This window comes from Actinokineospora auranticolor, from assembly GCF_002934265.1.
GTDB classification, from domain to species: domain Bacteria; phylum Actinomycetota; class Actinomycetes; order Mycobacteriales; family Pseudonocardiaceae; genus Actinokineospora; species Actinokineospora auranticolor.
In genome coordinates, this window is the sequence record NZ_PTIX01000005.1 from 340,724 (window position 1) to 364,935 (window position 24,212).

Consider the following 24,212-nt stretch of genomic DNA (forward strand, 5'->3'; position numbering starts at 1 on the left):
CCGCCGAGTCTGGTGCCCGCGAAGGCGCCGCGGGCCGGGTCGGGGCCAGGAGTGGGAGAACCCCCAGCATCGCCGAAACCGCCCGGGACTAAGGAATCCTCCAGTGCCGCGCGGCTAGGGAGCGACACCGGGCGCCTTGCCGGGCAAGGTGGTCCGGTGTCTTGGTCGCGGCACTACGCCGTCATCAGCTTCCCCGGTGTCGGGCACGTCCGGCCGGTGCTACCGGTCGTCGAGGAACTCCGGCGCCGGGGCCACCGCGTCACGCACGTCGTCGCCTCCCGCCTCGCCGACACCGCGCGGGTCTCGGGGGCGCGGCTGGTGACCTACGAGTCGAGTTTCCCGGAACCCTTCGGCCGCGCGGAATCCGTCGACGACGCCGCGCGCATGCTGGCCGAGTTGCTGCGCGAGGGGTTCGCGCCGCTGGACGCCGCCGAGCGCGCGCTGGCCGGTGACCGGCCGGATCTGCTGCTGCACGACGACATCGCCCCGCACACCGCCCGGCTGCTCGGGGCGCGCTGGGACGTGCCGGTCGTCCGGCTCTACGCCCACTTCGCCGACAACGTCCAGAGTGGACGATCCGGCGGCGGTGCCGGGATCGACCCGGCGGCCGTGCTGGCGCACCCCGCGTTGCGCGAGGCGTGGCAGGACGAGATCGACCGGCTCGCCACCCACGGCCTCGACGCGGACACGGTGATGTCGACGCTGCTGCGCGACGACGCCGTCGCCGAGCTGGTGTTCGTGCCGCGCGAGTTCCACCCCGACGGCGACTTCTCCCCGCGACGGGTGTTCGTCGGGTCGACCGCCGATCCCGCGCGGGCGCGCGACCCGTGGACACCGCCGGGGGAGCGGCGGGTGGTGCTGGTGTCGCTGGGCACGACCTCGGCCGCCGCGCCGGGCTTCTTCCGCGCCTGCGCCGAGGCGTTCGCGGACACCGACTGGCACGTGGTGATGACCCTGGGGTCCCGGGTGACCCCGGAGGAGGTCGGAACGGTGCCGCCGAACGTCGAACTCCACCGGTGGCTCACCCACCTGTCCGTGCTGCCCCACGCGTCGGTCTACGTCGGCGCCGCCGGGATGGGGAGCCTGCTGGAGGCGCTGTCCTGCGCCACCCCGGTGCTGGCGCTGCCGCAGACCGACGAGCAGCGCGGCAACGCCGACCGGATCGCCGAACTCGGCCTCGGCGCCGCGCTCGACCCCGCCGACGTCACCCCCGACACCCTCCGGCGCCTGGTCGACACCCTCGCCGCGGACCCCGGCACCGCCGCGCGGGCCCGGCGGATGAGCGGTCACCTCGCCTCGGCGGGCGGCGCCACCCGCGCGGCCGACGTGCTCGAACAATGCGCGGATCCGAGTGGTGCCAACGGTTTCCTGGCTCCACAGCGGACCGGGAACCGACACTAGGTGATCACCTGGTTCGCGGTCGCCGCCGATGGGCATCCGCGCGACACCCGCCTAGGGTCGAGCACGTGGACACCTCGCGACTCCGGTCAGCGTTCTTCACCTTCCCCGGGTACGGGCACCTGCGCCCGATCCTCCCGGTGGCCGCGGAACTGGTCGACCGCGGGCACGAGGTCACCGTCGTGGTCGCCGACCGGTACGCCGACGACGTCGCGCGCACCGGCGCCCGGGTCGTCACCTACCGCTCCGAGTTCCCCGCCGCCGTACCGGAAGTCGTCACCGCCGACGACCTCGCCGCCGCCGTCGTGCACTACCTGGAGGAAGCGTTCGCCGCGCTGCCCGCGGCCTGGGCCGCGTTCGCCGAGCACCCCGTCGACATCGTCGTCGAGGACGCGTTGAGCACCGCCGTGAGCGGACTGGTCGCCGACCGCGCGGGCTGCCCCGTGGTGCGCGCCTTCCCCGGTTTCGCGGGCAACGACGAGGTACCGGTCAACGGCAGCGAACCCGATCCCGACGGCCCGCGGTTCGACGCGGAGCACCCCGCGGTCGCGGCCTTCCACCGCGCCCTCCCGGCGCGGCTCGCCGCTCTGGGGGTCCCAGGGGGCGCCGTCGACCGGGTCCGGGCCCGCCGGGCCGCGGCCAACCTGGTGTTCGTGCCGCGAGAGTTCCAACCCCGCGCCGAGTGCTTCGACGACAGCTTCGTCTTCGTCGGCGCCCACAACCCGCCCCCGCCGTCGGGCACGTGGACCCCACCGGCGGACGGCTCGCCCGTGGCGCTGATCTCGCTGGGCACCTCGGCCACGCACAACCCGGGCTTCTTCCGCTCGTGCGCCGAGGCGTTCGCGGGCACCGGCTGGCGGGTCGTGATGACCACCGCCGACCACCTCGACGCCGACACCGCCGCGTGGCCGGACTACGTCGAGCGGTACGCCTGGCTCGACCACAACGAGGTGCTGCCGCACACCGACGTGCTGGTCTGCCAGGCCGGGTCGGGCACGTTGATGGACGCCTTCTGGCACGGCGTGCCGGTGGTCACCGTGCCGCAGCAGCCCGACGCCAGGGTGGCGGCCCGCCACGTCGCCGAACTGGGCCTGGGGCGGGTGCATTCGGGCGCGGTCACCGGCGCCGCGATCCGCGACGCGGCGCTGGCGGTCGCCGCCGACACCGCCGTCGCCGCGCGGGTCGCCGGGATGCGGTCGGCCGCGCGCGCCGCGGGTGGCGCGCGCCGGGCGGCGGACGTGCTGGAGCGCGTCGCGGCGGGATCCGGGATCACCGAGGACAGAGGGAGCGACACGACGTGGACATAGTTGAGATGGCGGTCAAGGACGCCTTCCGGATCACCCCTCGGCACCTGCCGGACCGCCGGGGCAGCTTCTTCGAGGCGTGGCGGCAGAGCGAGATCTCCGCCCGGATCGGCAGGCCGTACCGGATCGAGCAGGTCAACTTCTCGATCTCGGCGAAGAACACCCTGCGCGGCATCCACGGCACCAAGGTCCCGCCCGGCCAGGCGAAGCTCGTCACCTGCGTGCAGGGCGCCGCGCTCGACGTGGTGGTCGACCTGCGCATCGGCTCGCCGACCTTCGGGCGGTTCGACACGACCCTGCAGGAGGCGGGCTCCGGCATCGGCGTGTTCGTCCCGGACGGCCTCGGGCACGCGTTCCTGGCGCTGGAGCCGAACACGGTGATGAACTACCTGTGCGACACCGAGTACGTGCCCGGCACGATGATCGACATCCAGGCGCTGGACCCGGCCATCGGCATCCCCTGGGAGCTGACCGGCACCCCCATCATGTCCGACAAGGACGCCGTCGCCCCCACCCTCGCCGAGGTCGCCGCGTCCGGCGTGCTCCCGCACTACCGGCCCGCGCTCGCCGACGCGGTGCGGTGAGGGCTGCTCGCGCTACGCGCGCTACTTGACCAGGCCCGCCTCGTGCGCCAGCAGCCCCGCCTGGGTGCGGTTGGCGCAGCCGAGCTTGCCGAGCATGCGCGAGACGTAGCTCTTCACCGTCGCCTCGGACAGGTGCAGCCGCGCCGCGATGGCCGCGTTCGACAGGCCCTCACCGAGGCAGCGGAGCATGTCCTCCTCGCGCTCGGTCAACCCCTCCACGCGCTGCCGGGCCCGGTCGGCCTTCTGCTGCTCGCCGGTCGAGGCCGACACGAGCCTGCGCATCGCCTCGGGGGACAGCACGGTGTGGCCACCCGCCGCCGCGCGGACCAGGCTGATCAGGTCCTCGGCGGGGGTGGCCTTGAGCAGGAAGCCCGACGCGCCCGCCTGCAGCGCGCGCAGCACGTAGGTGTCCGCGTCGAAGGTGGTGAGCGCGACCATCGAGGGGGGTGACGGCAGCCGGGCGATGCGGGCGATGGCGGTGAGCCCGTCGACGCCCGGCATGCGCAGGTCCATCAGCATCACGTCCGGCTCGTGCACCGCGGCCGCCTCCACTGCCTCGGCGCCGTCCTGGGCCTGGGCGACCACGGTGATGTCGCCCGCCGACTCCAGCACGGTGCGCAGGTGGGTGAGGACCATCGGCTCGTCGTCGACGATGACCAGGCGGATCATGGGGCGCGGCTCTCCGGGGTCGGGACGTACACGGGCAGTGTGGCATCAACGCGGAACCCGCCGTCGCCGGTGGGGCCGTGGTCCAGGGTGCCGCCGATGACCTCGACGCGGTACCGCAACCCGGTCAACCCGGCCCCGGAGCCGCCCGCGCGCAGCACCGGGTCCGTCCGGCCCTCCGGCGCGGAGTTGGTGACCCGGAGCCGGACGTCGCGGGGCGTGTAGTGCAGCGACACCGTCGCGTGCGAGCCGGGCGCGTGCTTGCGCACGTTGGTCAGCGCCTCCTGCACGACCCGGTACGCGGTCCGCGCGACCACCGGGGCGAGTTCGCGCACGGCGCCGTCGACCTCGATCCCGGTCGGGATGCCCACCGACTCCGACTCCTCGACCAGGGTGCGGAAGTCGGCGGCGACCGGGCCCGGGGCGGTGTTCTCCACCAGCGGCCCGGTGCTCTCCTCGCTGCGCAGCACCCCCATGAGGTCGCGCAGCTCGGCCATCGCCTGCGACCCGGACGCGCGGATGTCGTCCGCCGCCTGGTGCACGGCGGGCTCCGCCGAGCTCAGCCGCAGCGCGCCCGCGTGCAGCACGATCAGGCTCAGCCGGTGGGTGACCACGTCGTGCATCTCGGCGGCCAGCCGCCGCCGCTCCTCGAACCGGGCCTTCTCCGCCAGCAGCGACTGCTCCCGCTCGGCCCGCTCGGCCCGGTCCCGCAGCGACCGCATCAGCTCCTTGCGCGCGTCGAAGTAGAGCGCGCCGAGCGCGGGCCCGACGGTGCTCAGCAGGCCGAAGGGCGTCACCGACCAATCGGGTGACCACAATCGGCCCGCCAGCACCGCGAACAGCGCGGTGACCGCGAGGGCGACCGCGCGCTCCTCGCGGAGCACCACCGCGATGACCACCACCGGCGTCGCCCGCGGCACCGTCACCGGGCTGACGCCGTGCTCGACGACCAGCAGCCCGGGCGCGACCGCCGCCGAGACGGCCATCGCGAGCGCGACGACCAGCACGAACGCCGCGACCGGGCGGTGCCTGCGGGCCAGCAGCGGCAGCGACGCGTCCACCAGGAGCTGGGTCACCAGGCCCGCGTGCGGGCCGAGCCAGCCGGTCGTGGGGCCGTCGCTGAGCGCCAGGGAGGTGTCCAGGGCGGCGAACAGCGCCGCGAGGACGGCCAGCCGCACCGTTTCGCGGGAGTCCCCGGGGTCGTGGCGCCGGGGGGCGCGGAGGATCGCCTGCCACACGGTGGACACGTTATCGAGTCGGGCGTCCGCGTGGTGGACATGGGTCGAATAACGTCGAACAACGAAAGTCGTCGATTTTTGGAAAAGAAAACAACTTTGGTTGACAGGTCGTGTTCTTGGGTGGTCACCGATTGTCGGAATCGGCCCGGCAACCGCAGTTCAGACGCGGTCGCCGGGCCGGATCCCGACACCGCCACCGGGTGCGCCGCGCCTGCGCCCGGAGACGGTGTCGTGCCTGATGAGGTATGGTCGCGAGCGACAGTACACGGGGTTTCCGGCCCGTGCCGCGCGGCCGGTCGACCGGCCGCGGGCGGCGCGCCGGGGTCCTGGGATAACGACCGGAGATCGTCCGACTCTTGGCAAAGGAATTGTCGACCGTGTGGCCGGAATGGCTGGATCGAGCGTCTGCCCGCGCGCCGGAGGTGGGCCCGCCTGTCGCCGGAATGCGCTTTTCGGCGAATACCGACCGATCGGGACGGAAACAGTCGCCCCGCACATCGGTGGTCGCGCTCCCGGTGCGCGTGGAAATCCCGGTTGAACGCCACATGAAGCTCTTCCCGGCCGAGAATTCCCGGGCCGTTCCCCGTGTCGCCATCCGGCGCTCGGGCGACCCGATTCCCTCAAACGATTGTTTACGACTGGCCAGTAGGTTATTTGCTGACCGTGTTTCGCCTTTGTTCACCCGTGGAGAGGATGGTCGCTCACTGTGACATCAGACCTGGTCAACCACGGGTGCGCTGGGGCGCGTCATGTGTGGGCTACTCCCAATGCTACGGCGAACTACGATGTTCAGGCCAGTACGCCTGGCCCGCGCGACTCGGGCACGCGCGCCGATCACGGTCACGTTGCGTGCTCTCATCGGGTGCTATCAATATCTGGACCGCGGTCGTGGAGTGCGTTGACCGCATGATCGTCACTGGCTATAGTCGCCGTAGTTGGTTTGTTACTCACATTTAGATGTCGGGTTTTCGGGGCGGCGAGATGACGTCGGGGTCGGGGCCGCTCGGGTGAGTGGGGCCTTCGCGCCCGGTCCGCACGGCAATCCATCTGGGGAGGCATTTCTTCATGAGCAGCGCTGTCTTGGGTCCGATCCCCGTACCGGCCGAGCGGGCGGCGGCCGTGGTGGACCGGCGCGGTGAGCGGGAGCGCCGCCCGGGCGCGGAGCTGGCCGACGTCGGCATCGCCAACCTCGACCCCGACCTGCGGGTGCTGGAGGCCAACGGGAGTTTCCTCTACCAGTTCGGCCGGTCCGCCGCCGAGGTGTGCGGGCAGGAGTTCCGCGAGTTGGTGCACGCCAGCGTGGAGCAGGTGGTGGTGCAGCAGCTGACCCGCCTCGGCGAGAACCGCCGCGACCGCTTCACCGCCCGCCTCGTCGGCCTGCGCCCCAACGACGGCGTGTTCTTCGGCGACCTGACGGCCATCGCCGTCCGCCCGGACAACGGCCAGGTGAGCAAGATCGTCCTGCTGACCCGCCCCGACCGCCCCGCCGACCCCCAGCGCACCCCGTCGGGCAAGCGCAAGGCCTTGAGCGAGATCGACGCCCGGGTCCTCGAAGGGGTGGCGGCGGGCAACACCACGGTGCAGTTGGCGGCGAAGCTGTTCCTCAGCAGACAGGGCATCGAGTACCACGTGGCCGCGATGCTGCGCAGGTTCAAGTCGCCCAACCGGTCGGCCCTGGTGGCCAAGGCGTACTCGGAGGGCATCCTGCGCATCGGCCAGTGGCCGCCGCAGGTGACCCCCGACTACGTCAGCTGACCGCCCGCGCGCCTTCTCTCAGTTCGGTGATGAGCCGCCGCGCCTCCCGCAGACAAAGATCACTCCACCGCGCGAGACCGCGGGCGGCCCGCACCCGGATGTGCCGGGCGACCACGTCGTCCCACGCCACCTCCCGCACCACCATGGCCGCGGCCTCCCGGTAACCCCGGTGCGTCGCGGCCATGGCCTCGGCACAGCGGACCCGCTCGATGGCGCTGTTGTCGGGATCCTCGGCCAACTCCCGCAACGCCACGGCCGTTTCGTAGGGCCGGTACTCACTCACGGCCTCAAGCACCCGCCGACGCGCACACCGGTCGTCGGTCTCGGCGAGGTCGTCCAGCACCCGAACCATCCGCGCCCGCGTATCGGGCCGCTCATGCGCCATCACCCGCGCCGCCTGGGCCCTGACGACTCTCGGCAGCTCGACGTCCTCGACGATCCGCAGCAAGGCTTCCGCACCCCGCTCGCGCCCTTCGTCGCCGAACCACATCAACTCCTGCCCCGCCCGCCACCGCAACGCGGGCCTACCCTCCGCCGCGATCCGCGCCAGCACCCGTACTCCGGCGACCTGATCGTCATCCGCCCGGTCCCGCATCATCACAGCGGCCTTCCACCGCACAGCGAAGGCCCGCGTCTCGTCGTCCCGCATCGCTCGCACGCCAGCCAGGCCGTCTCGGTGACGAAGTTCGAACAGAACCCGCACCCGCTCCTGATCCGCCGTGCCCGGGTCCTTTGCCTTGTCCCGCAACCACTCAACAACCTCGTCCGGCACCTCAGGCGCGAGATGCCACAACATCCACCCCGCGTCCTCTTTGACCTCGCGGGGTGCCTCGGCGCGCTGGAAGTCGGCGAGGCTGTCGGCAAGGATCTGCCTCCGCCAAAACAGCCCCATCTTCGCCTGCGCCCAACGAGCATCGAACCCACCGATGTCATCCAGCGCCGCAGCAGCCTCCTCAACATATCGAGTGGACAGATCGGCGAGCTGAGATGCCGCGTCGATGCGCTCGGACTTGGCCGCTTCCGGCGCGGCGAAGAGGTTTCGGAGCACTTCCACCACATCGGTCCTCAGTGGAACCTCGCCCCAGATGTCCGCCGTCGGGATCCTGTGCGCGACCGGCAGCGTCCGATCGACGAGCAACGTCCGCTGCGCCTCACGACATGCCACCCCCGGCAGACCGGACACCAGTTGGGAGCGGTCGACACCTCGTGTCGTGGGGTCGTCGAACAGTGACTGCGATGTGACCAGAACGTTTGCGGCTTGCCGCCTCTGAAGGTAGACAAAACTCTGATACACGTGTGCACGCTCAGCGGCGGTGTAGAGGTCATCGCGCAAGAAGCGGCCGATCAAGGATAACGTCAGGTGCGCTTGGTTCTTGTCCGTGGCCAGGACCTTGGCCGCGGCGACGCATCGGTTGGAGACCGGTTGTCGGCCGTCGATGAGGATCGTGGTCCAGTCCTCGAGCGGCGGCGTGTCGTCTGTGTGCGCATCGGCGTTCAGGGCGGCCAGCGCTACTCGTGCGGAATCACTGGCACTCTGCCTGACGTCCGGGTGTTCGACTGCGCTACGGAGAGCGGCGATGACGTCCACGCCGAGGGCAGCGGTCTGGGAGGCCCGATCGTGCCAGTGCGTGCTGTCGATGTCCTCAGGCAACAGGTTCTGGATCGTGGTCGGGTCGGTGAGCGCGATCGCGGCGCGGAATCTGGTGATCGGCCTTGTTGAGCGGTCCTGGACGACAGTCAGGAGCAAGGGTTGCGCACTGCTGCCAAGGTTGGTCATCGCGTCGTGCGCGTTCCAGATCTGCTCGGAACTCAAGCGATCGGTCGGGAGGGTCTCTTCGATCGTTCTGGCCAGGTCCAGCTTTGTCGGACCCGCGAGTTCCCTGAGGCTGTGGACCCAGTGGGCAAGTTCCGTGTGGTGCACGCGGTCGGCGCGGAGGTAGGCGATGGCGTCCCGTGCCGCTTCCCCGTGGAAGCGGTCGCCCAGTTCGACCAGACCATGCAGCGCGATGGTGTACGCGCGGTGGTTCGGCTCGACTTGGCGCAAAGTGCCCCGAAAACACTCCGCCGCGCGTTCGACGTCGCATGCATCCGCTCGGGAGAACTGCGGAAGCCTCTCGTCGTCGAGTTGCGCCATGTCGGCGTCGCGAAGGCCCATCAGGTCAAGCAGAGAAGCGTAGGCTTCCTGCTGCCGTGATCCGACGTTGGTCAGTTGTCGCCAAGCACTGATACGGCTTTTGAAAGCGTATGTCGTGGTCGCTATGTCATGGAGGGCGGCCACTGCTTCGGGGTGGCAGTCGGTTCCCAGGCTTAGTAGTTCCTTGGCGGTTCGCACTCGGACATCGCAACTCAATCGATGATCGGCCAAGTCCGCGCGCAACACCGCACGGGCCGAGTCGCGGTGTTCGCCGCCGAGGGCAGCCAATCTCCCAAGAGCCAGTGGGCGTTCCCAGTCGTCGGCCAGTGGGTGGTCGATGATCGACCGGAGTTCTTGAGCCACGGCGGCGTGGTGCTCCGGGCTGAGACTGGCCAGCGTGTGCGCTGCCCACAGCCGCTCATTGGTGTCGGTCGTGGACGAATCCAACACGGCGTGGAGAACGCCTGCGGCGTCCTTGTGGAACGCGGGGCCTAGCGCGATCAGGGCTCGTGCGACAAACCACTTGCGTGCTCTGATGGCAGTTTCGTCCGCGAGCGCGAGCATGCGGTGTGCGGCTGACTGGCGGTAGCGGGTTCCGAGAGTGCCCAGTGCCTCAACAGACCTGAGCCGTTCGAACCAGGAGGCTGTCCTGTCGTCTGCGCACGTGGTGAGTAGTTCAGCCGTGTCCCGCTGCCGACCAAGCGCCGCGAGTTTCTGAGCGCACTGTTTCGGGTGGACGTTGTTGGACTTGTCGTTCGTCATGATCGCCGTGAACACGTCAGCGCACTACTGGTGCGAGTCGGTATCGAACCTGGCCAAGCCTGCTGCCGCTACGAAACGCGCGGCGTCGGAGGCCAGCGGACTCTCGATGACGGTGACCAGCACCTCGACGGCCCGGGCTCTCGAGGCTGACCCGAAGGTCGCCAGCACGACGGCGGCGTTGCGGACGTCCACCTCGTCCGCTCCTGGATGTACCAGGATCGCGCGGAGTCCGCATTCCGCCGTAGCCTGTTCGTCGGTCCCGCAGTCGCACAGTGCTTCTGCGGCAGCCAGGCGGTCGGTTACCTGGGCACTGGGGTCGTTCACCACCATGCGCAAGAGTTCAACGGCTTCGCTTGCCTGTTCGCCGCGCAAGCGGGTCGCGAGCGCGGTGGCTGCTTCGATGCGCGAAGGCCACGGTGCGGCCACGTCGCGACTGAGTCCAGTGAGCCACGAAACCAAGAGCGGGTGGTGACTGGCGCGGCTGACCTGACTCAGGATCCGCCGACCCCCGAGGCCGGTCGTCATGGCCCACGCTCGGGCCGTGTCCAGGAACGCGTCCACGGGTGGCGCGGTGGCGGGGATGTGACCCGCGAGGAGGCGGGCGGCCAGCAGGTGTGCCGTCGCGTCTCCCTCGTGGAGATGGACCAAGACGGGATCGGCTTCTGTCGGGTTCAAGCGGCAGTAGTGCAAGAGCACTGCGCGGGCGTGGTGGCCCCGTTCTTCGTCGCGGGCCGCGTGGAGGAGGCGGCGGAAGGCGTCGTGGGGTGGGGTGAAGGGGGTGGGGAGTTGGCGGGCGTCGGCGGTGGCAGCTAGGTGTTCGGCGAAGCTGTGGTGGAGAAACCGTAGGTTGCCGCCTTGGCGGGGGCGGGTTAAGGGGCCCACCGAGGTTAGGTAGGCGAGTAGGGCCTCTTCCCACTCGCCGGTGGGGGAGAGGTGGGTGGTGACCCAGGTCTTTGCCGCCTCGACCAGCGGAGTGTCGGACTCGAGCCGAACGCGGCCCAGGTGTTCCAGGAGGGAGTCGCGGATGGAGTCGAACTGCGGGGACTTGGTGGTGCGCAGGTAGCGGAGGTACGCCTCGTACAGCTCGTACTTGTTGTCCGGGAGTGGGCGGTCGCCGTGTTCGGTGAAGATGATGGCGGCGATGGTCGCCAGCAGCGGCACCGTGACCATCTCGCCCAGGTAGGCGTCCCGGATCTGGCGTAGGAAGCGGGGCGCGCTGTCTGGGGTGTCGGTGAACCAGCTGTGGGCGAAGGCGGTAAGGGCCGCCTCGTCGAAGGGTTGGAGTTCGTACCGGGTGGCGCCTGATCGTTGGAGTGGGGCCAGGGCGGCGCCTTCCAAGGGGCGGGTGGTGAGGATGACTCGGTAAGGGGAACCGGGGGCGGACCAAGCGGCGAGGACGGCGACCAGGCGGTCGCGGTCGCCCGCGTCGGCGACCTCGTCCAGGCCGTCGACCAGGAGGAGCCAGCGGCAGCCCGCTACGCGGTGGTGGAGGGCGGACGGTGCCAGCGGGGTGGCCAGGTACGCACCGTATTCGTTGTGGACGCTGTCGGCCAGCGATTGGGTGAAGGGGAGGTGCAAGCGGGCCGCCAGTTCGGTGGCCGATACTCGGATCGGTATGACCGGTTCCGTCAGTGGCTCGTCCGTGGTGGTGAACCAGCGCCCTGCGGCCTCCGCCGACAGGCGGCGGGAGAGAGTCGATTTTCCTTGGCCTGGGCCGCCTACGACGATCAGGTGGTCATCGCGGTCCAAGGCTTCACGCACGGTGTGCGTGGGTGGTCGGACCGAGGGACGGGTCACCGGGCGGGGGACCACCTCGACCAAGCCGCTGCGGCCGTCGAGAACCGGGGTCTCGCGCGGCTGCTCCGGCTGCTCCTCCGTGCCCGCGCCGAGATCCTGGCGTACGTACACGGTCGCCAAGGAGGGGCGACGCGCACCGGGAAGCCGGTACGGCAACTCCGTCGCCGCCGCGACTTGGGCGCGCAGCAACGACTCCACCTCGGCGGGCAGCCGCGCGTCCCAGGTCCCGGCCGCCGCATCCGGCACCGGTGCCTCGCCCGGGACCACGAAGTCCCCGTGGACCGTGAGGTTCGCCGCCTGCACCACGTATCCCGAGACGTCGCCCGCCGAGTTGGTCGAATCCACGGCTCCCGAGCATAGGGACATCCCGCGGCGAAGCGAACTCACAGCAGGTCCGCGAGGAACTCCTCGTACTGCCGCCGCGCGAAGCGGATCGCGTTGGCGGTCTTCGGGGGGACCGTGGGGTCCAGCGCCAGGGTGGACCAGTGGTCGATGCGGGTCTCGACGTACTCGATCAAGCCGGGGGCGTCCGCGGGTCGACCCAAACGGTCCGACAGCGAGTCGCCGTGTTCGCCGGTGGGGCGGAGGAGTTCGGCGGCGTCGGCGGGGCTCAGGGTGAGGGCACCGTCGTAGTGGTCGGTGAGGACCCGCAGGGCCTGGAAGTGCTGGGTGTGTGAGAGTTCGAGGGTGGTGATCTCGGACTTGAGTGTGTCCAATGTGGACTGCAAGCGTGCGGAACCGTTGGTGGTGAGGGTGTTGGTCCGGGAGAGGGTGTGGGCGACCTTGATCAGGTCCGCGCGCCGTCCGAAGTGGTCGGCCAGCAGGGTGCGGAATCGGTTCAGGCCACTGCGGTTTGCCAGCTCGGTGCGCAGGGCTGCCACCGAGTCGACGCCGGCGCGGGTGAGGTCGCAGGCCAGGACGATGCCGTACTGGCCGAATCGCTCCAGCAGGCGGGTGCGGGCGGGTGGGGGTAGTGCGATGTCGTCGTAGTCACGGGTTCCGAATAGCGGTCCGCGGGCGACGCGGCGGGCGAGGTTGTCGGGTGGTGTCTTTGCCAGCATTGTGAGGTCGTGGAGGTCTTGGTCGTCGCATACGCCTGCCGCGGCGGCCACGATTCCCGCGAGATGAGTCGCGCACCTCTAGGTGGTCGATCGAACTCAGGAACGCCTGTCGGTCTCCGATGTTGGTGGCGAGCGAACCCAGTTCGGCCAAGTCGCGGGTTTCCGTGTGACCGTCACGGAAATGCACGGTCAGGCCCGGATCGCCCTGGCGCAGAACGGTGATTGTGAAGGTCAGCTCTTGCACGCCGGTCGGCGCCCGGTACGCCCCCAGCAGCGCGTTGACCAAAGTGGACTTACCCGAGCTGACCCGACCGACCAGTGCCACCGCCATCGGGGCGCGCAGCCGCGCGAGCCGCTCGTCGATCCCCGCCTCGGGACCGACCACTGCCTTGACCCGCTCCAGCGCCGACGCCAGCTGCGGCCTCACGCCGTGGTCCGGTCCGCCAGCGCCGACACCTCGGTCTCCAACGCCGAGACCTCCGCCAGCACCCGCCGCAGCTCGGCCTCGCGCGCGGCCAGCACGGCCAACTCGCGCTCGGCACCGGTGCGCGTGCGCGCCTCCCGCAACCCGACCAGCGACGACGTCAACGCCTCGTCCTCCTGGCGGGCCAACGCCGTGATCTCCGCGACCGCCGCGCGGGTCAGCTCTCGCATGCGCTCTTGCACGCCCTCGATGATCGCCCGGTGCTGGTCCCGGCGCAGCGGTCGCAGCTCCGCGACCAGGCTCGCCCGCCGGGCCTGCGCCTCCTGGTGCCGGGCCGCCCGCACCGCGCGCGAACGCCCCAGCAGCCCGCCGACGACCGACCCGAGCCACAGCCCCACCGGGCCGAGCAGCGCCGCCCCGATCGTCGCGCCGATCCCCGCGCCCAGGCCGCCGTCGCGGATCTGGCCGAGCGCGGACCCGGGCAGGTTCTCGGTGCCGAGCCGCCCGGTCACGGTCCGCTCGCCGGGCAGGTCGAGGTCACGGCTTTCCTTGCCCGTCAACGAAAGCCCGGTGCTGCGCGCGGTCTCGGTGAACACCGCGCGCACCCGCTTGGTCATCCGCCGGTTGAGGTCCGACACCAGGTCGGTGGTCTCCTCTCCGATCCGGTCGAGGATCGGCTGCGGCTCGGCCAGCATCCGCTCGTCGAACAGGTCGCCGGTGTCGACCTCGTCCCAGATCGCCTCGACGCCGGACCGGGCCCGTTCCCGCAGGTCCGCGGCCACCGCGTCCAGGTCGCGCCGCAGCGCCTCCGTCCAGCCGCGCCCTTCCCGCAGTTCGGCCGTCCGGCGCTGGGCCCGGACGATCTCGTCCTCCAGCCGCTGCGCCTCCTCCGCCGAACTGGCCCGCAACGCCGCCGAAGCCGCCTCGACGGGACGCAGCAACGCTTCCGCGCCCGCGCGGGCCGAACCCAGCGCGTCGCCGAGCACCACCCGCACCCGACGCCGCGCCAACGTGTCCCACAACAGGTCCGACAGGCCGTCGAGGTTGCCCAGCTCCCGGTCCTCGTCGTCGCCGAACTCCAGGTACGCGTGGTGCGCGGTGCTCGACACCGGCACCACGACGATCCCCTCCGCCGGACGACCGGTCACCTCGGCGAGCTTGGCCCGGGTGTTGGCCAGCCGCGTGGCCTGGTCGACGGCCGCGTCCGCGCGGGTCATCACGAACACCGTGCCGTCGTCGTCGCCCTCCGCGCGCGCCGCCGACGTCGCGCGCGCCAGGAACCGGAGTTCGCTCTCCATCAGCGGTTGCGTGGTGTCGGTGACGAACAGGACCGCGTGCGCGCTCGGCAGGAACGCCGTGGTCGCCGCCGTGTGCGCCTCGTAGACGCCGCCGACGCCGGGAGTGTCCACTGATCTCCCGCCGCTCGACGTCGCCGTCCGGGCCTTCCAGCACCGCCGTGATGTGCTCGGTCTCGGCCCAGCCGACCGTGGTCACGACGCTGGTGGTGAACGTGATCCCGACCGGCAGCAGCGGCTCCCGCTCGTCGAGCAAGGCGCTGAGCAGACTGGACTTCCCGCGCTTGAACTCCCCGCACACCATCACGACCAGCGCCGAGTCGGCCATCCGCCCACGCGCGTCGCGCAACCGCTCGGCGGAAACCCCGTCGGCGGCGGACAGCAACTCGTCCAGCACCGCACCGACGCGATCCCGCAGCGCCTCGAACGCTTCCGCGCTCACGACGCCACCCCGACCGCGAGCCAGCGCCCGCCCACCAGGTGGTCGCCGGGCTCGACGTGGGTCTGGAGCAGCTTGCCCGCCGAGTGCGCGGTGAGGTTCCACAGCGTCCCGTCGGCCAACCGCACACGGGCCAACGGCGTGTCCTTCACGTACTTCTTGCCCGGTCGCACCAGCCAACGCAGCAGCGTCGCCCCGTCCGGCGGCAGCTCCCACGACAGCGGGTGCGCCCCCTTCGGCATCGCCACCGGCGGCAGGACCCGCGCCCCCGACGCCGCCCACCACGCCGCCGCGCCGTTCACCACCGCCAAGGTCGGGTCCGGCACGTGCCGCAACGGCAGGCCCAGCCGGGAGTTCAGCGTGTCGGTCACGACCGGCATCCGCGAACTGCCACCGACCACCACGACCGCGTGCACGCGGGACTGGTCGACCCCGCAGCGACGCAACAGGTCCCGGCAGCAGGTGACGGTGCGCTCCATCAGCGGCGCCACCAGGTCCGCCAACCCGCGCCGGGCCAGCTTGAACGCCGGGGTGCTCGGCAGCAGGAACTCCTCGGCCTCCGCCGTGTCGGTCAGCTGGTGCTTCACGCCGCGCGCCAGGTCGCCGACGGCCAACCGCAGCCGCAACGCGCCCGCCTGGTCCGTCGCGCTGTCCCGCAGCGGCGCCAACCACTCCGCCGCGTCCCGGTCCACGGCCGCCGCCAGCGCCGCGTCCACGTCACGGCCGCCGCAGTCGTCGAGGGCCGCGTACCCCAGGACGGTGTGGCCGTCGTCCTCGACCCGCACGAGCGCCGTGTCGAAGGTGCCGCCGCCGAAGTCGTGGACCAGCAGCAGCTCGCCCCGCCGCTGCTCCGGCGCGGCGCGCGCGGCGGCCACGGGCTCGGGAGCAGCTCCACGGTGCCCAGCCCGGCCGCCGCCGCCGCCGAGATCATCAGCGCCCGGCGCGGGTCGCCCTGGGCGTAGGAGGCGGGCACGGTCAGCACCGCCCGCCGGGACGGGGCGATCCGGTCGGCTTCGGCCTTGATCGCCGACAGCACCGCCGTGACCAGTTCCTCGACGCGCAGCGACCGGCCACCCAGCCGCACCGGCGCGCGCTGCCCCAGGTCGCGCTTGAACTCCGTGCGGTACGCGGCGGGCGCGGCCCGCTTGCGCCGCTCGGCCGCGGTGCCGACGAGCAGGCCCTCCTCGGCGGCGAACACCGCCGACGGCCACACCGCCGACCCGCCGGACTCCACGACCGGCCGCCGCTCCCCGCCGCGCACCAGCACGGCGGAGGACGTACTGGTCCTGAAGTCCACCACCAGCACCACGTCGTCCATCAGCCCGCCTTCCCTGACGAGTCCACTGTGGAATCCGGGAACGCGTCGTCGGTCAACCCGTAGAGCGACCCGCCCTCGTACCCCGTCACCGCCAGCACCCGACCCGACGGGTGGAACGCGGCCTCGGTGCGCTTCCCCCGGGACGGGAGGCGGCACAGCACCGCGCCCGTGCGGGTCTCCAGCACCGTCACCCCGCCGGTGCCGCGGTCGGTGTCCTCGGCCACGACCGCCACCAGCAGACCGCCGTGGCTGACCGCGAGACCGTTGACCGGGTTGATCTTGAACGTGCCGATCCGGACGAACCCGGCGTCGCTGCGCCGGTCGAGGTCGAAGACGTCGACGGACTCACCCTGCCTGCGCACGGCCAGGTAGCGACCGCACGCGCTGACCGCGCACCGCTCCAGCGTGGAACCGATCCGGTCCGAGCGGCCCGCCGCGAGGTCCCGCACCGCGTCGAGGGTGACCACGCGGTCGGGGCCCGCGAACCAGACCATGGCCGGGTAGCCGACGAAGGCCGAGAACTCGTGCTCCACCTTGCCGGTCGCGAGGTCGACGACCTCCACGCGCTGGCTCCCGGCGTAGCCCATGGCCAGCCGACCGCCGTCGGGGCTGAAGGCCAACCCGCCCGGGGGAGTCCAGCGCCGGATCGTGCGGACGATCTTCTTGGTGGCCACGTCCCACAGCCGGACGTGCCGCTTGCCCGTCACGACCGCGACCGTCCCGCCGTCCGGGCTGATGGCCACGGTGTTGGTGGTGGCGTCGGTCTTCAGGATCGCGCGCGACCCGCCGGGCACCGGCCGCACCCCGATCCGGGTGTAGTGGTCGGCGACGAAGCGCGTGCCGTCGGCGCTGAAGGAGATGTGGTGCAGCCACTCACCGCCCTTGCGCGGGGACAGTTCCTTGATCTCGACCGGCTTGGCCGGCACGTCGTCCGCGCCGGGCGCGCCCGTCCGCGCGGTGGCCGCGGGCACACCGGAGTCGATCATCCCGGCGACCGGCTCCGGGAACCGCTCCAGCGTCCCGGCCCGGTCCGCCACCAGGTCCCACACCGTGTCGTCCGGCTGGCGGACGCGCAGCAGCACGGCGTTCTCGGCGAACTCGTCACCGACCGCGACGGTCCGCTCGACGACCTTGGCCACCCCGTCGGGCAGCTCCCACGCCAGCACGCGCCTGCCCAGCGCGGGCGCGTCCGCGCGCTGCGCGCGGAGTCCAGGACCCAGCAGGTGGCGCCGCACAGCGCGGCCAGCGCGGGCTCCGGGGCGCGCAGCACCCGGTTGGACCGGCGCCGCAGCGCGGAGTCGATCGCCGGGGTCACCGCCGCGCCGCCCGCCACCAAGACCGCCCGGACCGCGCCGCGGTCGGTCCCGCCCGCGGCCAGCAGGCCCTCGGCGGCCTGGGCGAGGTCGCGGACGACCGGGCCGACCAGTTCAGCCGCACGAGCGAGGTCGTGGCCGTGGCGCCGACGTCGTGCACCACCACGACTCCGGTGTCGACGTCGTTGGTGTCGATGGTGTCCAGGACCCCGACCGCGGTGGCCAGGGGGCGGGGGAGCAGTTCGACCTCGTCGAACCCGGCCGCCTCCGCCGCCGCGACCAGCGCGTCCGAACCGGACAGTCCGGGCGGGTAGGTCAGCAGCAGGTTCTCCGGGCGGTCCTCGGCCTGTGCCACCAGCAGGGCGAGGAAGTCGCACAGGATGTCGGCGCGCGCGAACTCCCGGCCGTCCAGCGTGATCGTCTCGCCGATGTCGGCCGGATCGGGCAACCCCCGCCGGTACGCCGCGGGCGCCGACCGCTTGCGCTACTCGGCCGCCGACCCCCACAGCGCCTGACCGGTGCCCGGGTCCACGAACAACGCGGCCGGTCGGGCGACCACCCCGGTCCCCGGTTCCTTCAGCGGCGTCGCGCCCCCCGCGCGCACCACCGCCGCCGTGCAGGTCGCCGACCCGAGGTCGACGACCAGCGTGGCCTGTTCTCGCCGTGCCACCTACCCGCCCCTACCAGCTGTGATCGTCGGGCTCCAGCCCGTTGTCGCCATGCGTGTAGTCCGACACGGAGAGATACCCCTTGCCGTCCGCCGCCTCGATGACGTCGTCCTCGCCGTAGTGGCCGTCGTCCCAGGTCTTGTCCGGCTCCGTCACCCCGGCCTCCCTCCGCACCCGTGCACGGTGTCGATCCGGTCCGGCGGCTTGTTACCAACAATCCGGCGACGGACGACGGCGGCGTGAACCGACACGCCCGTAGACGGGACACCAGCGGCGCCGTTCCCGGTCACCATCCGCTAACACCGGTTAGCGGGCTGTATCGCCCGTCCGGTGGTTGACGATGCCCACCGTGTCGTGTGGTCGGCGGGAGAGGGAGGCGTCTGGTGGCGGGCATGGGGTCTGGCGGGATTCCGGACACGGTGGTGGCGCGGGCGGGGCGGCTCTTCGAGTTCCTGGCGCGCAGCCAGCAGCTGCGGACCTCCGCGCCCCGCACCACCGACAGCTACGAGTCCGTGCTGTGGCTCGGGGAACTGCCCGAGCACCCGGCCGTCCGCCGCGCGCCGGAACCGGGCGCGCTGCTGTTCGAAGTGGCCCGTGTGCCGCGGGTCCCGGCGCCCGAGCCGCCTGAGGTCCTCGACCGCTGGCTCGACGGTCCGGTCGACGAACCCGGCGCGCGGCCCCGACTCGTCGACACCGCGGTGGTCCACGGCGTCGAGCGGTCGCGCGCGGACGACCCCGAGATCGCCACCGCCTACGACGCCTGGCTCGTGGACTGGTCCGCGTGGGCCGGCGCCGAACTCGCCCAAGAGCCCGCGCGCGCCGTCTACAACCAGGTCTTCGCCACCTACGTCGCCGCCACCGACCACTCCGACGAACTCGAACTCGTCGTCGCCGTCGGGTGCCTGTCCTGGAAACCGGGTGCCGCGATCCGCAGGCACCTGATCACCGCGCCCGCCGCGATCACCTTCGACGACGACAACGGCCGCCTCGCCGTGCGCGCCGGGGAGCGCCTCGACGGCGCCGCGGTGGAACTCGACATGCTCGACCCCGACCTCATCGCCGACGCCCAGCACGTCCGCCAGGTCAGGGCCGAGCTGGCGGACGCTGACGGGGAGGTGCTCGACCGCGAGGTCGCGGGCGCGCTGGCCCGCAGGCTCACCCACGCCATCGACGGCGACGGCGAGTACACCGACGACGACGCGCCCCGGCCGCCGGGCAGGCACGCCGCGACGTCGTTCGCCCCCGCGGTCGTGCTGCGCAAGCGGTCCCGGCAGGGCCTGGTCGACATCCTCGACACCATCTCCCGGCAGATCACCGACACCGGCACCGTCCCGGACGGGCTGCTGCCGCTGGTGGACCCGGACCACCGCCCCGCGAGCACCCGCTCGTCCGAACCGGGCGCGCTGGTCGAGGTCGACGACGACCCGTTCCTGCCGCTGCCGGTCAACGAGGTGCAGCTGCGCATCCTGCACCAGGTGGACAGCAAGGCCCAGACCCTCGTGCAGGGCCCGCCCGGCACCGGCAAGACGCACACCGCCGCCGCGCTGCTGTCGCACCTGCTGGCCCAGGGCAAGCGGGTCCTGGTCACCGCGCAGACCGACCGGGCGCTCAAGGAGGTCCGGGCCAAGCTGCCCGAGTCGATCGCGGCGCTGGCCGTGTCGGTGGTCGGGTCGTCGCGTTCGGACCTGGCCGACCTCAAGGTCGCCGTCGAGCGGATCAGCCACACCGCCGCCGAACACGACCCGGAGGCCGCGCGCCGCGCCATCGAGGACCACGTCGCCGCCATCGACGAGCTCCGGCGCCACCGCGCCGCGCTGCGCCACCGGCTGGTCGAGGCGCGCGCCGCCGAGGTCGCCGAGCACGACGTGCGCGGCCACCAGGGCACCCTCGCCGAGATCGCGCGCCGGATCGAGGACGAGCGGCCGCGCTTCGCCTGGCTCACCGACCTGGTCGCGGTCGGGGCCGCCGACGAGCCGCCCGTCGACCAGGACACCGCCATCACGTGGCACCGCCTCCTCCTCGACCGCGCGCTGATCGCCGACGAACCCGAGGCCCGGCAGCGCCTGCTCGCCCTGGCGGAACTCCCCGAGCCGGACGCCTTCGCCGCCCTCGTCGCCGCCGAGCGCGCCGCGACCGCCGAGGCCGACCGGTTCGCCGACCTCGCCGGGCACCAGGCGTTCCCCGCCGTCCAAGCGCTCCCCGCCGCCACCCGCGCGGACCTGCGGCAGCGGCTCAGCGGCCTCGCCGACGAGGCCGACGAACTCGCGCGCCGCCGCGAGGACTGGATGGGCGACGCGCTGACCGACGTCCGCACCGGCCGCGCCGCGATCTGGCACTCCCGGGCCACCCAGGTCCAGCGGATCACCGCCGAGGTCACCCCCGTCGTCGACCTCCTCGGCCCGCTCACCTCGGTCACCGCGAACGGCGAGGTCGGCGCGCTCGCGCAACTCGCCAGGTCCCTGCGCGAACACCTCGCGGGCGGCGGGAAGCTCAAGACCAACCCGGACGGCACGGTCAAGGCGGGGGCGTTCGCGCCCAAGGTCGTGAAGCTCGCCCAGCCGCTGTTCGACGGTGTCCGAGTCAACGACACGCCCCCGACGACCACCGACCAGCTGGACGCCTTCCTCCGGTGGGTCGAGGCGACCAGGTCGCTCGACGCGCTCGACCGCGCCTGGCCCGAATCGGTGCGCATCCCGGCCGAGGACACGCTGCGCGAACGGCTCGACTGGCACACCACCGAACTAGCCCAGCTGACCCGGGTCCTCGACCTCGCCGTGGCGCTGGAGCGCGAGGAGCGCGAACTGGAGGCGCTGGGCCTGCCGCGGCCCGAGTGGCACGACCTCAACGCCGTCCGCGCCTACGCCCGGCTCGTGGACGCCGCCCACGCGTTCGACGCCCGCGCCGCCGCCGGCACGCCCTTGGCCGCGCTCGCCGACGCGGTCGCCGAGGTCGGCCGGTGGGCGGACGCGGCGCCGTGCGTCCGGGGCATGGTCGACGCGGTCCGCGACCGCGACCACGAGCACTACGGCACCCACCACCGCAGGTTGACGCGCCTGGTCGAGGCCCGCGCCCTGCTGGCGCGCCGCGACGAGACCACTGCGCGGCTGCACGCGTCCGCGCCCGCGCTCCTCGCCGAGGTCGAGTGCGCCCCCGACGAACCCGAGTGGCCCGGACGCCTGGCGGGCTGGACCGCCGCGTGGGCGTGGGCCGCCACCCGCGCGTGGGTCGCCGACCGGCCGCGCGCGGACGTCAACGCCACGCAGGACGAGGTCACCCGGGTCGACGGCCGCGTCCGCGACCGGGTGCAGCGGCTCGCCGCCGAGCGGGCGTGGGCCCACGCGGTCGCCCCCGCCCGGCTCTCCGGCCAGGCCAAGGCGAACCTGCAGCAGTACGCGCAACTGGTGAAGCGCCTGGGCAAGGGCACCGGCCGCTACGCCGCCCAGCAGCGCGCCGAGATCCGCGCCGCCATGGACCGCTGCCGCGCCGCCGTCCCGGTGTGGATCATGCCGGTGTACCGGATCGCCGAGCAGTTCGCCGTGCGGCCCGACATGTTCGACGTGGTCGTCGTCGACGAGGCGTCGCAGGCCGGGGTCGAGGCCACGTTCCTGCAGTACCTGGCGCCGCGGATCGTGGTGATCGGCGACGACCGCCAGGTCTCGCCCACCGCCGTGGGCACCGACCAGCAGCAGATCCGCAAGCTGGCCGACCAGTACCTGTGGGACGACCCGTACAAGGCGTCCTGGCAGGACCCCAAGCGCAGCCTGTTCGACGAGGCCAAGATGCGCTTCGAGGGCCTGCTCACGCTCACCGAGCACCGGCGCTGCGTGCCCGAGATCATCGGTTTCTCCAACCGCATCGCGTACGAACCCGACGGCATCCGCCTGATCCCGGTCCGGCAGTACGGCGCCGACCGGCTGGAGCCGATCAAGCCGGTGTTCCTCGCCGAGGGCTACGAGCGCGGCGGCGACGGCAACAAGGTCAACCCGGTCGAGGTCGAGGCGATCGTCGACCAGATCGAGAAGTGCGCCGCCGACCCGCGCTACGACGGCCTCACCTTCGGCGTGGTGTCGCTGCTGGGGCGGGCGCAGGCCACCGCCATCGAGAAGCGGCTGCTCGCCCGGATCCCGCCGGAGGAGTGGGCGGCGCGCGACCTGCGCTGCGGCGACTCGGCGGACTTCCAGGGCTCCGAGCGGGACGTGGTGTTCCTGTCGATGGTGAAGGCTCCCGACCCGGGCAAGCGGATCGGCGCCCTCACCGCCGACCTGTACGTGCAGCGCTACAACGTCGCGGCCTCCCGCGCCAAGGACCAGATGTGGGTGTTCCACTCGGTCTCGCTGTCGGATCTGGGCAACCCGGAGGACATGCGGTTCCAACTGCTCGACTACTGCTACGGCGTGGCCGGGCGGGCGGCCGCGGGCGAGGGCGCGACGGCGGGCCCGGTGCCGGAGCACGAGCGGGTCGAACCGTTCGACTCGCTGTTCGAGCAGCGCGTGCACAACCGGCTCGTCGGGCACGGCTACGCGGTGGTGCCGCAGTACCCGAGCCAGGGCTACCGGATCGATCTCGTCGTGGTGGGCGCCAAGGCCCGGTTGGCGATCGAGTGCGACGGAGACGCCTGGCACGGGCCGGACGCCTACGAACGCGACCTCGCCCGCCAGCGCGACCTGGAGCGGTGCGGCTGGCACTTCTTCCGGATCCCGGAGTCGGAGTTCTACCTCGACCAGGCCGAGGTGCTGGACCGGTTGTGGGGCGCGCTGCACGCGCTCGACATCCACCCGTCCGGTTGGGTCGACACCCGGCGGGCGACCTCGGGTGCGGTGGTCGAGCGCACACCGGTCGCCGTGGCGCCGGAGGTGGCCGCGCCGGATATCGCCGTGCCTGTCGAGGCCGAGCGCGATGCGGTCACGCCCGCTGTCGTCCCACCGGCGGTCGCCGAGTCCGACACCCCGGTACCCGTTGTCGTCCCGCCGGTCGCGCCGGTTCCGGTGCCCGGTGCCGCCGCGCGCTCAGGCGTCGAGGTGTCCGAGCCCGCCGAGTACGTGCAGTTCGGTGGCGCGGTCCCGGCGGTGACCGGCGCGTCCCGCGCCGACCTGGTGGCGGGCCTGGAAAGCGTGGTCGCGGCCGAAGGACCGGTGCTGGGCCAGCGGCTGCACACCGCCTACGTCCGCGCGTCGGGCGGCAACCGGATCGGCAAGCTGATCGCGACCGACCTGAACCGGGCGATCGGCGCCGCGGTCCGCGCGGGTCGGCTCGTCGAGGACAACCCGCTGGGCGAGGCCGGTGCCAAACCGCGCACCTACCGGCTACCGGACCAGCCCGCGTTCCGGGTGCGCCACCTCGGTCCGCGGTCCTTCGAGGAGATCCCGCCCGCCGAACTGGCTGCCTTGCTCGACCTGGCCGCGTCCCGTGACCCGGGGGCGGACCTCCCGGCGCTGTACCGGACCGCTTTGGAGTTGCTGGGCCTCAAACGCCTCACCGACAACGTCAAGGCACGGCTGAACGCGGCCAACTCCCTGCGCGCCTGACCGGTTCCTGGGCGGGCGGCCCACCGTCCGCCCAGGCATCCGTCGTCCCTACCAGGGGCGCCGCTTGCGGATCCGGTCGTGGACCTGCCGCACCCTCGGTTCTCGCACCCCCGGCAGCCGGGCGAGGGTGCGCATGGCGACGCACTCGTCGACAGCCACAGGTCTGGCCGCGCCAGGCGCGGCAGTAACCGGTTGCCCGCTCGACGATCCAGGTCATGCCGACCGCGTCGCCGGGGGCGATCGCGACGGCCCCGGGCGAGCCGAACGACACCATGGGCACCGGGGCGAACACGCCTCAGGCCGCGGCCTCCTCCGGCGTGACGCTCGCCCATTCCCGCCACGGCGCTCCCGACGGTTCGGGGTCGACGGCGTAGGTGCGCGGTGGCATGAGCACGGGCATGGCCAGCCCGTTTCCGACCTTCGCGGGCGCGCTGGGCGGCAGCGCTACGCGGTCCACCGGCACCGTCAGGTCCGCTCCGCATTCCGCGCACACGAACACCGCCACGAGTCGATCATGGCAGGCCCGGTGTC

Annotated in this window: 18 protein-coding genes; 5 read left to right on the forward strand and 13 right to left on the reverse strand. The window is 72.3% G+C overall.

Translation table 11 applies throughout. The features are described 5' to 3' along the window. Positions 1-156 precede the first annotated feature (156 nt). From CLV40_RS12240 to CLV40_RS12250, 3 genes are all read left to right on the forward strand, one after another. Positions 157-1,401, forward strand: coding sequence for a macrolide family glycosyltransferase (locus CLV40_RS12240; protein WP_181043456.1), 1,245 nt, complete (start codon positions 157-159; stop codon positions 1,399-1,401). Positions 1,402-1,466: 65 nt separating this feature from the next. Further along, positions 1,467-2,705 carry a macrolide family glycosyltransferase gene (locus tag CLV40_RS12245; RefSeq protein ID WP_181043457.1) on the forward strand — a complete coding sequence of 413 codons (1,239 nt, stop codon included), beginning with the start codon at positions 1,467-1,469 and terminating at the stop codon, positions 2,703-2,705. Continuing rightward, on the forward strand, positions 2,696-3,286 hold the full coding sequence (locus tag CLV40_RS12250; protein WP_104478971.1) for a dTDP-4-dehydrorhamnose 3,5-epimerase family protein: 591 nt from the start codon (positions 2,696-2,698) through the stop codon (positions 3,284-3,286). Before CLV40_RS12245 ends, CLV40_RS12250 begins: the two co-directional genes overlap by 10 nt. A 21-nt stretch (positions 3,287-3,307) precedes the next feature. Here CLV40_RS12250 and CLV40_RS12255 read toward each other — a convergent pair whose 3' ends face one another. Both CLV40_RS12255 and CLV40_RS12260 read right to left on the reverse strand, forming a co-directional pair. Continuing rightward, positions 3,308-3,955 (reverse strand): response regulator, encoded by a 648-nt coding sequence (locus CLV40_RS12255; RefSeq protein WP_104478972.1) that lies wholly within the window; start codon positions 3,953-3,955, stop codon positions 3,308-3,310. Next, entirely contained in the window at positions 3,952-5,190 is a 1,239-nt protein-coding gene (locus CLV40_RS12260; protein ID WP_245931236.1) for a sensor histidine kinase, read from the reverse strand. The genes CLV40_RS12255 and CLV40_RS12260 overlap by 4 nt, the downstream gene beginning before the upstream one ends. Before the next feature lie 1,065 nt (positions 5,191-6,255). On the opposite strand from CLV40_RS12260, the gene CLV40_RS12265 reads away from it, so the two are divergent. Continuing rightward, the gene (locus CLV40_RS12265; RefSeq protein WP_104478973.1) at positions 6,256-6,945 is read left to right on the forward strand and encodes a helix-turn-helix transcriptional regulator; all 690 of its coding nucleotides are present in this window, start codon (positions 6,256-6,258) and stop codon (positions 6,943-6,945) included. Here the strand turns inward: CLV40_RS12265 and CLV40_RS12270 are convergent. The 10 genes from CLV40_RS12270 to CLV40_RS37945 form a co-directional block, all read right to left on the reverse strand. After that, positions 6,938-9,856: a hypothetical protein gene (locus CLV40_RS12270; RefSeq protein ID WP_104478974.1), complete on the reverse strand. Its 2,919-nt coding sequence runs from the start codon at positions 9,854-9,856 to the stop codon at positions 6,938-6,940. The two genes, CLV40_RS12265 and CLV40_RS12270, sit on opposite strands and share 8 nt — an antisense overlap. 9 nt (positions 9,857-9,865) lie before the next feature. After that, complete coding sequence (locus CLV40_RS12275; RefSeq protein WP_146108005.1) at positions 9,866-11,983, reverse strand: NACHT domain-containing protein; 2,118 nt, start codon at positions 11,981-11,983, stop codon at positions 9,866-9,868. Between the two features lie 38 nt (positions 11,984-12,021). After that, positions 12,022-12,699, reverse strand: a complete 678-nt coding sequence (locus CLV40_RS12280; RefSeq protein ID WP_104478976.1) for a hypothetical protein — start codon at positions 12,697-12,699, stop codon at positions 12,022-12,024. After that, positions 12,629-13,126: a dynamin family protein gene (locus CLV40_RS12285; RefSeq protein ID WP_146108006.1), complete on the reverse strand. Its 498-nt coding sequence runs from the start codon at positions 13,124-13,126 to the stop codon at positions 12,629-12,631. The genes CLV40_RS12280 and CLV40_RS12285 overlap by 71 nt, the downstream gene beginning before the upstream one ends. Then, positions 13,123-14,532: a hypothetical protein gene (locus CLV40_RS12290; RefSeq protein ID WP_104478977.1), complete on the reverse strand. Its 1,410-nt coding sequence runs from the start codon at positions 14,530-14,532 to the stop codon at positions 13,123-13,125. The genes CLV40_RS12285 and CLV40_RS12290 overlap by 4 nt, the downstream gene beginning before the upstream one ends. Before the next feature lie 324 nt (positions 14,533-14,856). After that, complete coding sequence (locus tag CLV40_RS40540; RefSeq protein WP_104478978.1) at positions 14,857-16,068, reverse strand: Hsp70 family protein; 1,212 nt, start codon at positions 16,066-16,068, stop codon at positions 14,857-14,859. A 106-nt stretch (positions 16,069-16,174) separates the two neighbouring features. After that, positions 16,175-17,410 (reverse strand): WD40 repeat domain-containing protein, encoded by a 1,236-nt coding sequence (locus CLV40_RS12300; RefSeq protein ID WP_104478979.1) that lies wholly within the window; start codon positions 17,408-17,410, stop codon positions 16,175-16,177. A gap of 76 nt (positions 17,411-17,486) precedes the next feature. After that, entirely contained in the window at positions 17,487-17,936 is a 450-nt protein-coding gene (locus tag CLV40_RS12305; protein WP_104478980.1) for a hypothetical protein, read from the reverse strand. A 36-nt stretch (positions 17,937-17,972) separates the two neighbouring features. After that, a complete protein-coding gene (locus CLV40_RS12310) occupies positions 17,973-18,158 on the reverse strand; it encodes a hypothetical protein (RefSeq protein ID WP_104478981.1) in 186 nt (61 codons plus the stop codon). Between the two features lie 10 nt (positions 18,159-18,168). Next, positions 18,169-18,330 (reverse strand): hypothetical protein, encoded by a 162-nt coding sequence (locus tag CLV40_RS37945; protein WP_181043458.1) that lies wholly within the window; start codon positions 18,328-18,330, stop codon positions 18,169-18,171. A 218-nt stretch (positions 18,331-18,548) separates the two neighbouring features. Here CLV40_RS37945 and CLV40_RS12315 point away from each other — a divergent pair, with 218 nt between their 5' ends. Further along, entirely contained in the window at positions 18,549-23,681 is a 5,133-nt protein-coding gene (locus CLV40_RS12315; RefSeq protein WP_104478982.1) for an AAA domain-containing protein, read from the forward strand. A 295-nt stretch (positions 23,682-23,976) separates the two neighbouring features. Here the strand turns inward: CLV40_RS12315 and CLV40_RS12320 are convergent, their stop codons facing one another. Next, the gene (locus CLV40_RS12320) at positions 23,977-24,186 is read right to left on the reverse strand and encodes a hypothetical protein (protein WP_104478983.1); all 210 of its coding nucleotides are present in this window, start codon (positions 24,184-24,186) and stop codon (positions 23,977-23,979) included. Positions 24,187-24,212: the final 26 nt, after the last annotated feature.

Coding starts and splice junctions, on each gene's coding strand:
- CLV40_RS12255 (WP_104478972.1), bottom strand. CDS start 3,955: ATGATCCGCCTGGTCATCGTCGACGACGAGCCGATGGTCCTCACCCAC.
- CLV40_RS12265 (WP_104478973.1), top strand. CDS start 6,256: ATGAGCAGCGCTGTCTTGGGTCCGATCCCCGTACCGGCCGAGCGGGCG.
- CLV40_RS12280 (WP_104478976.1), bottom strand. CDS start 12,699: ATGCTGGCAAAGACACCACCCGACAACCTCGCCCGCCGCGTCGCCCGC.
- CLV40_RS12315 (WP_104478982.1), top strand. CDS start 18,549: ATGGGGTCTGGCGGGATTCCGGACACGGTGGTGGCGCGGGCGGGGCGG.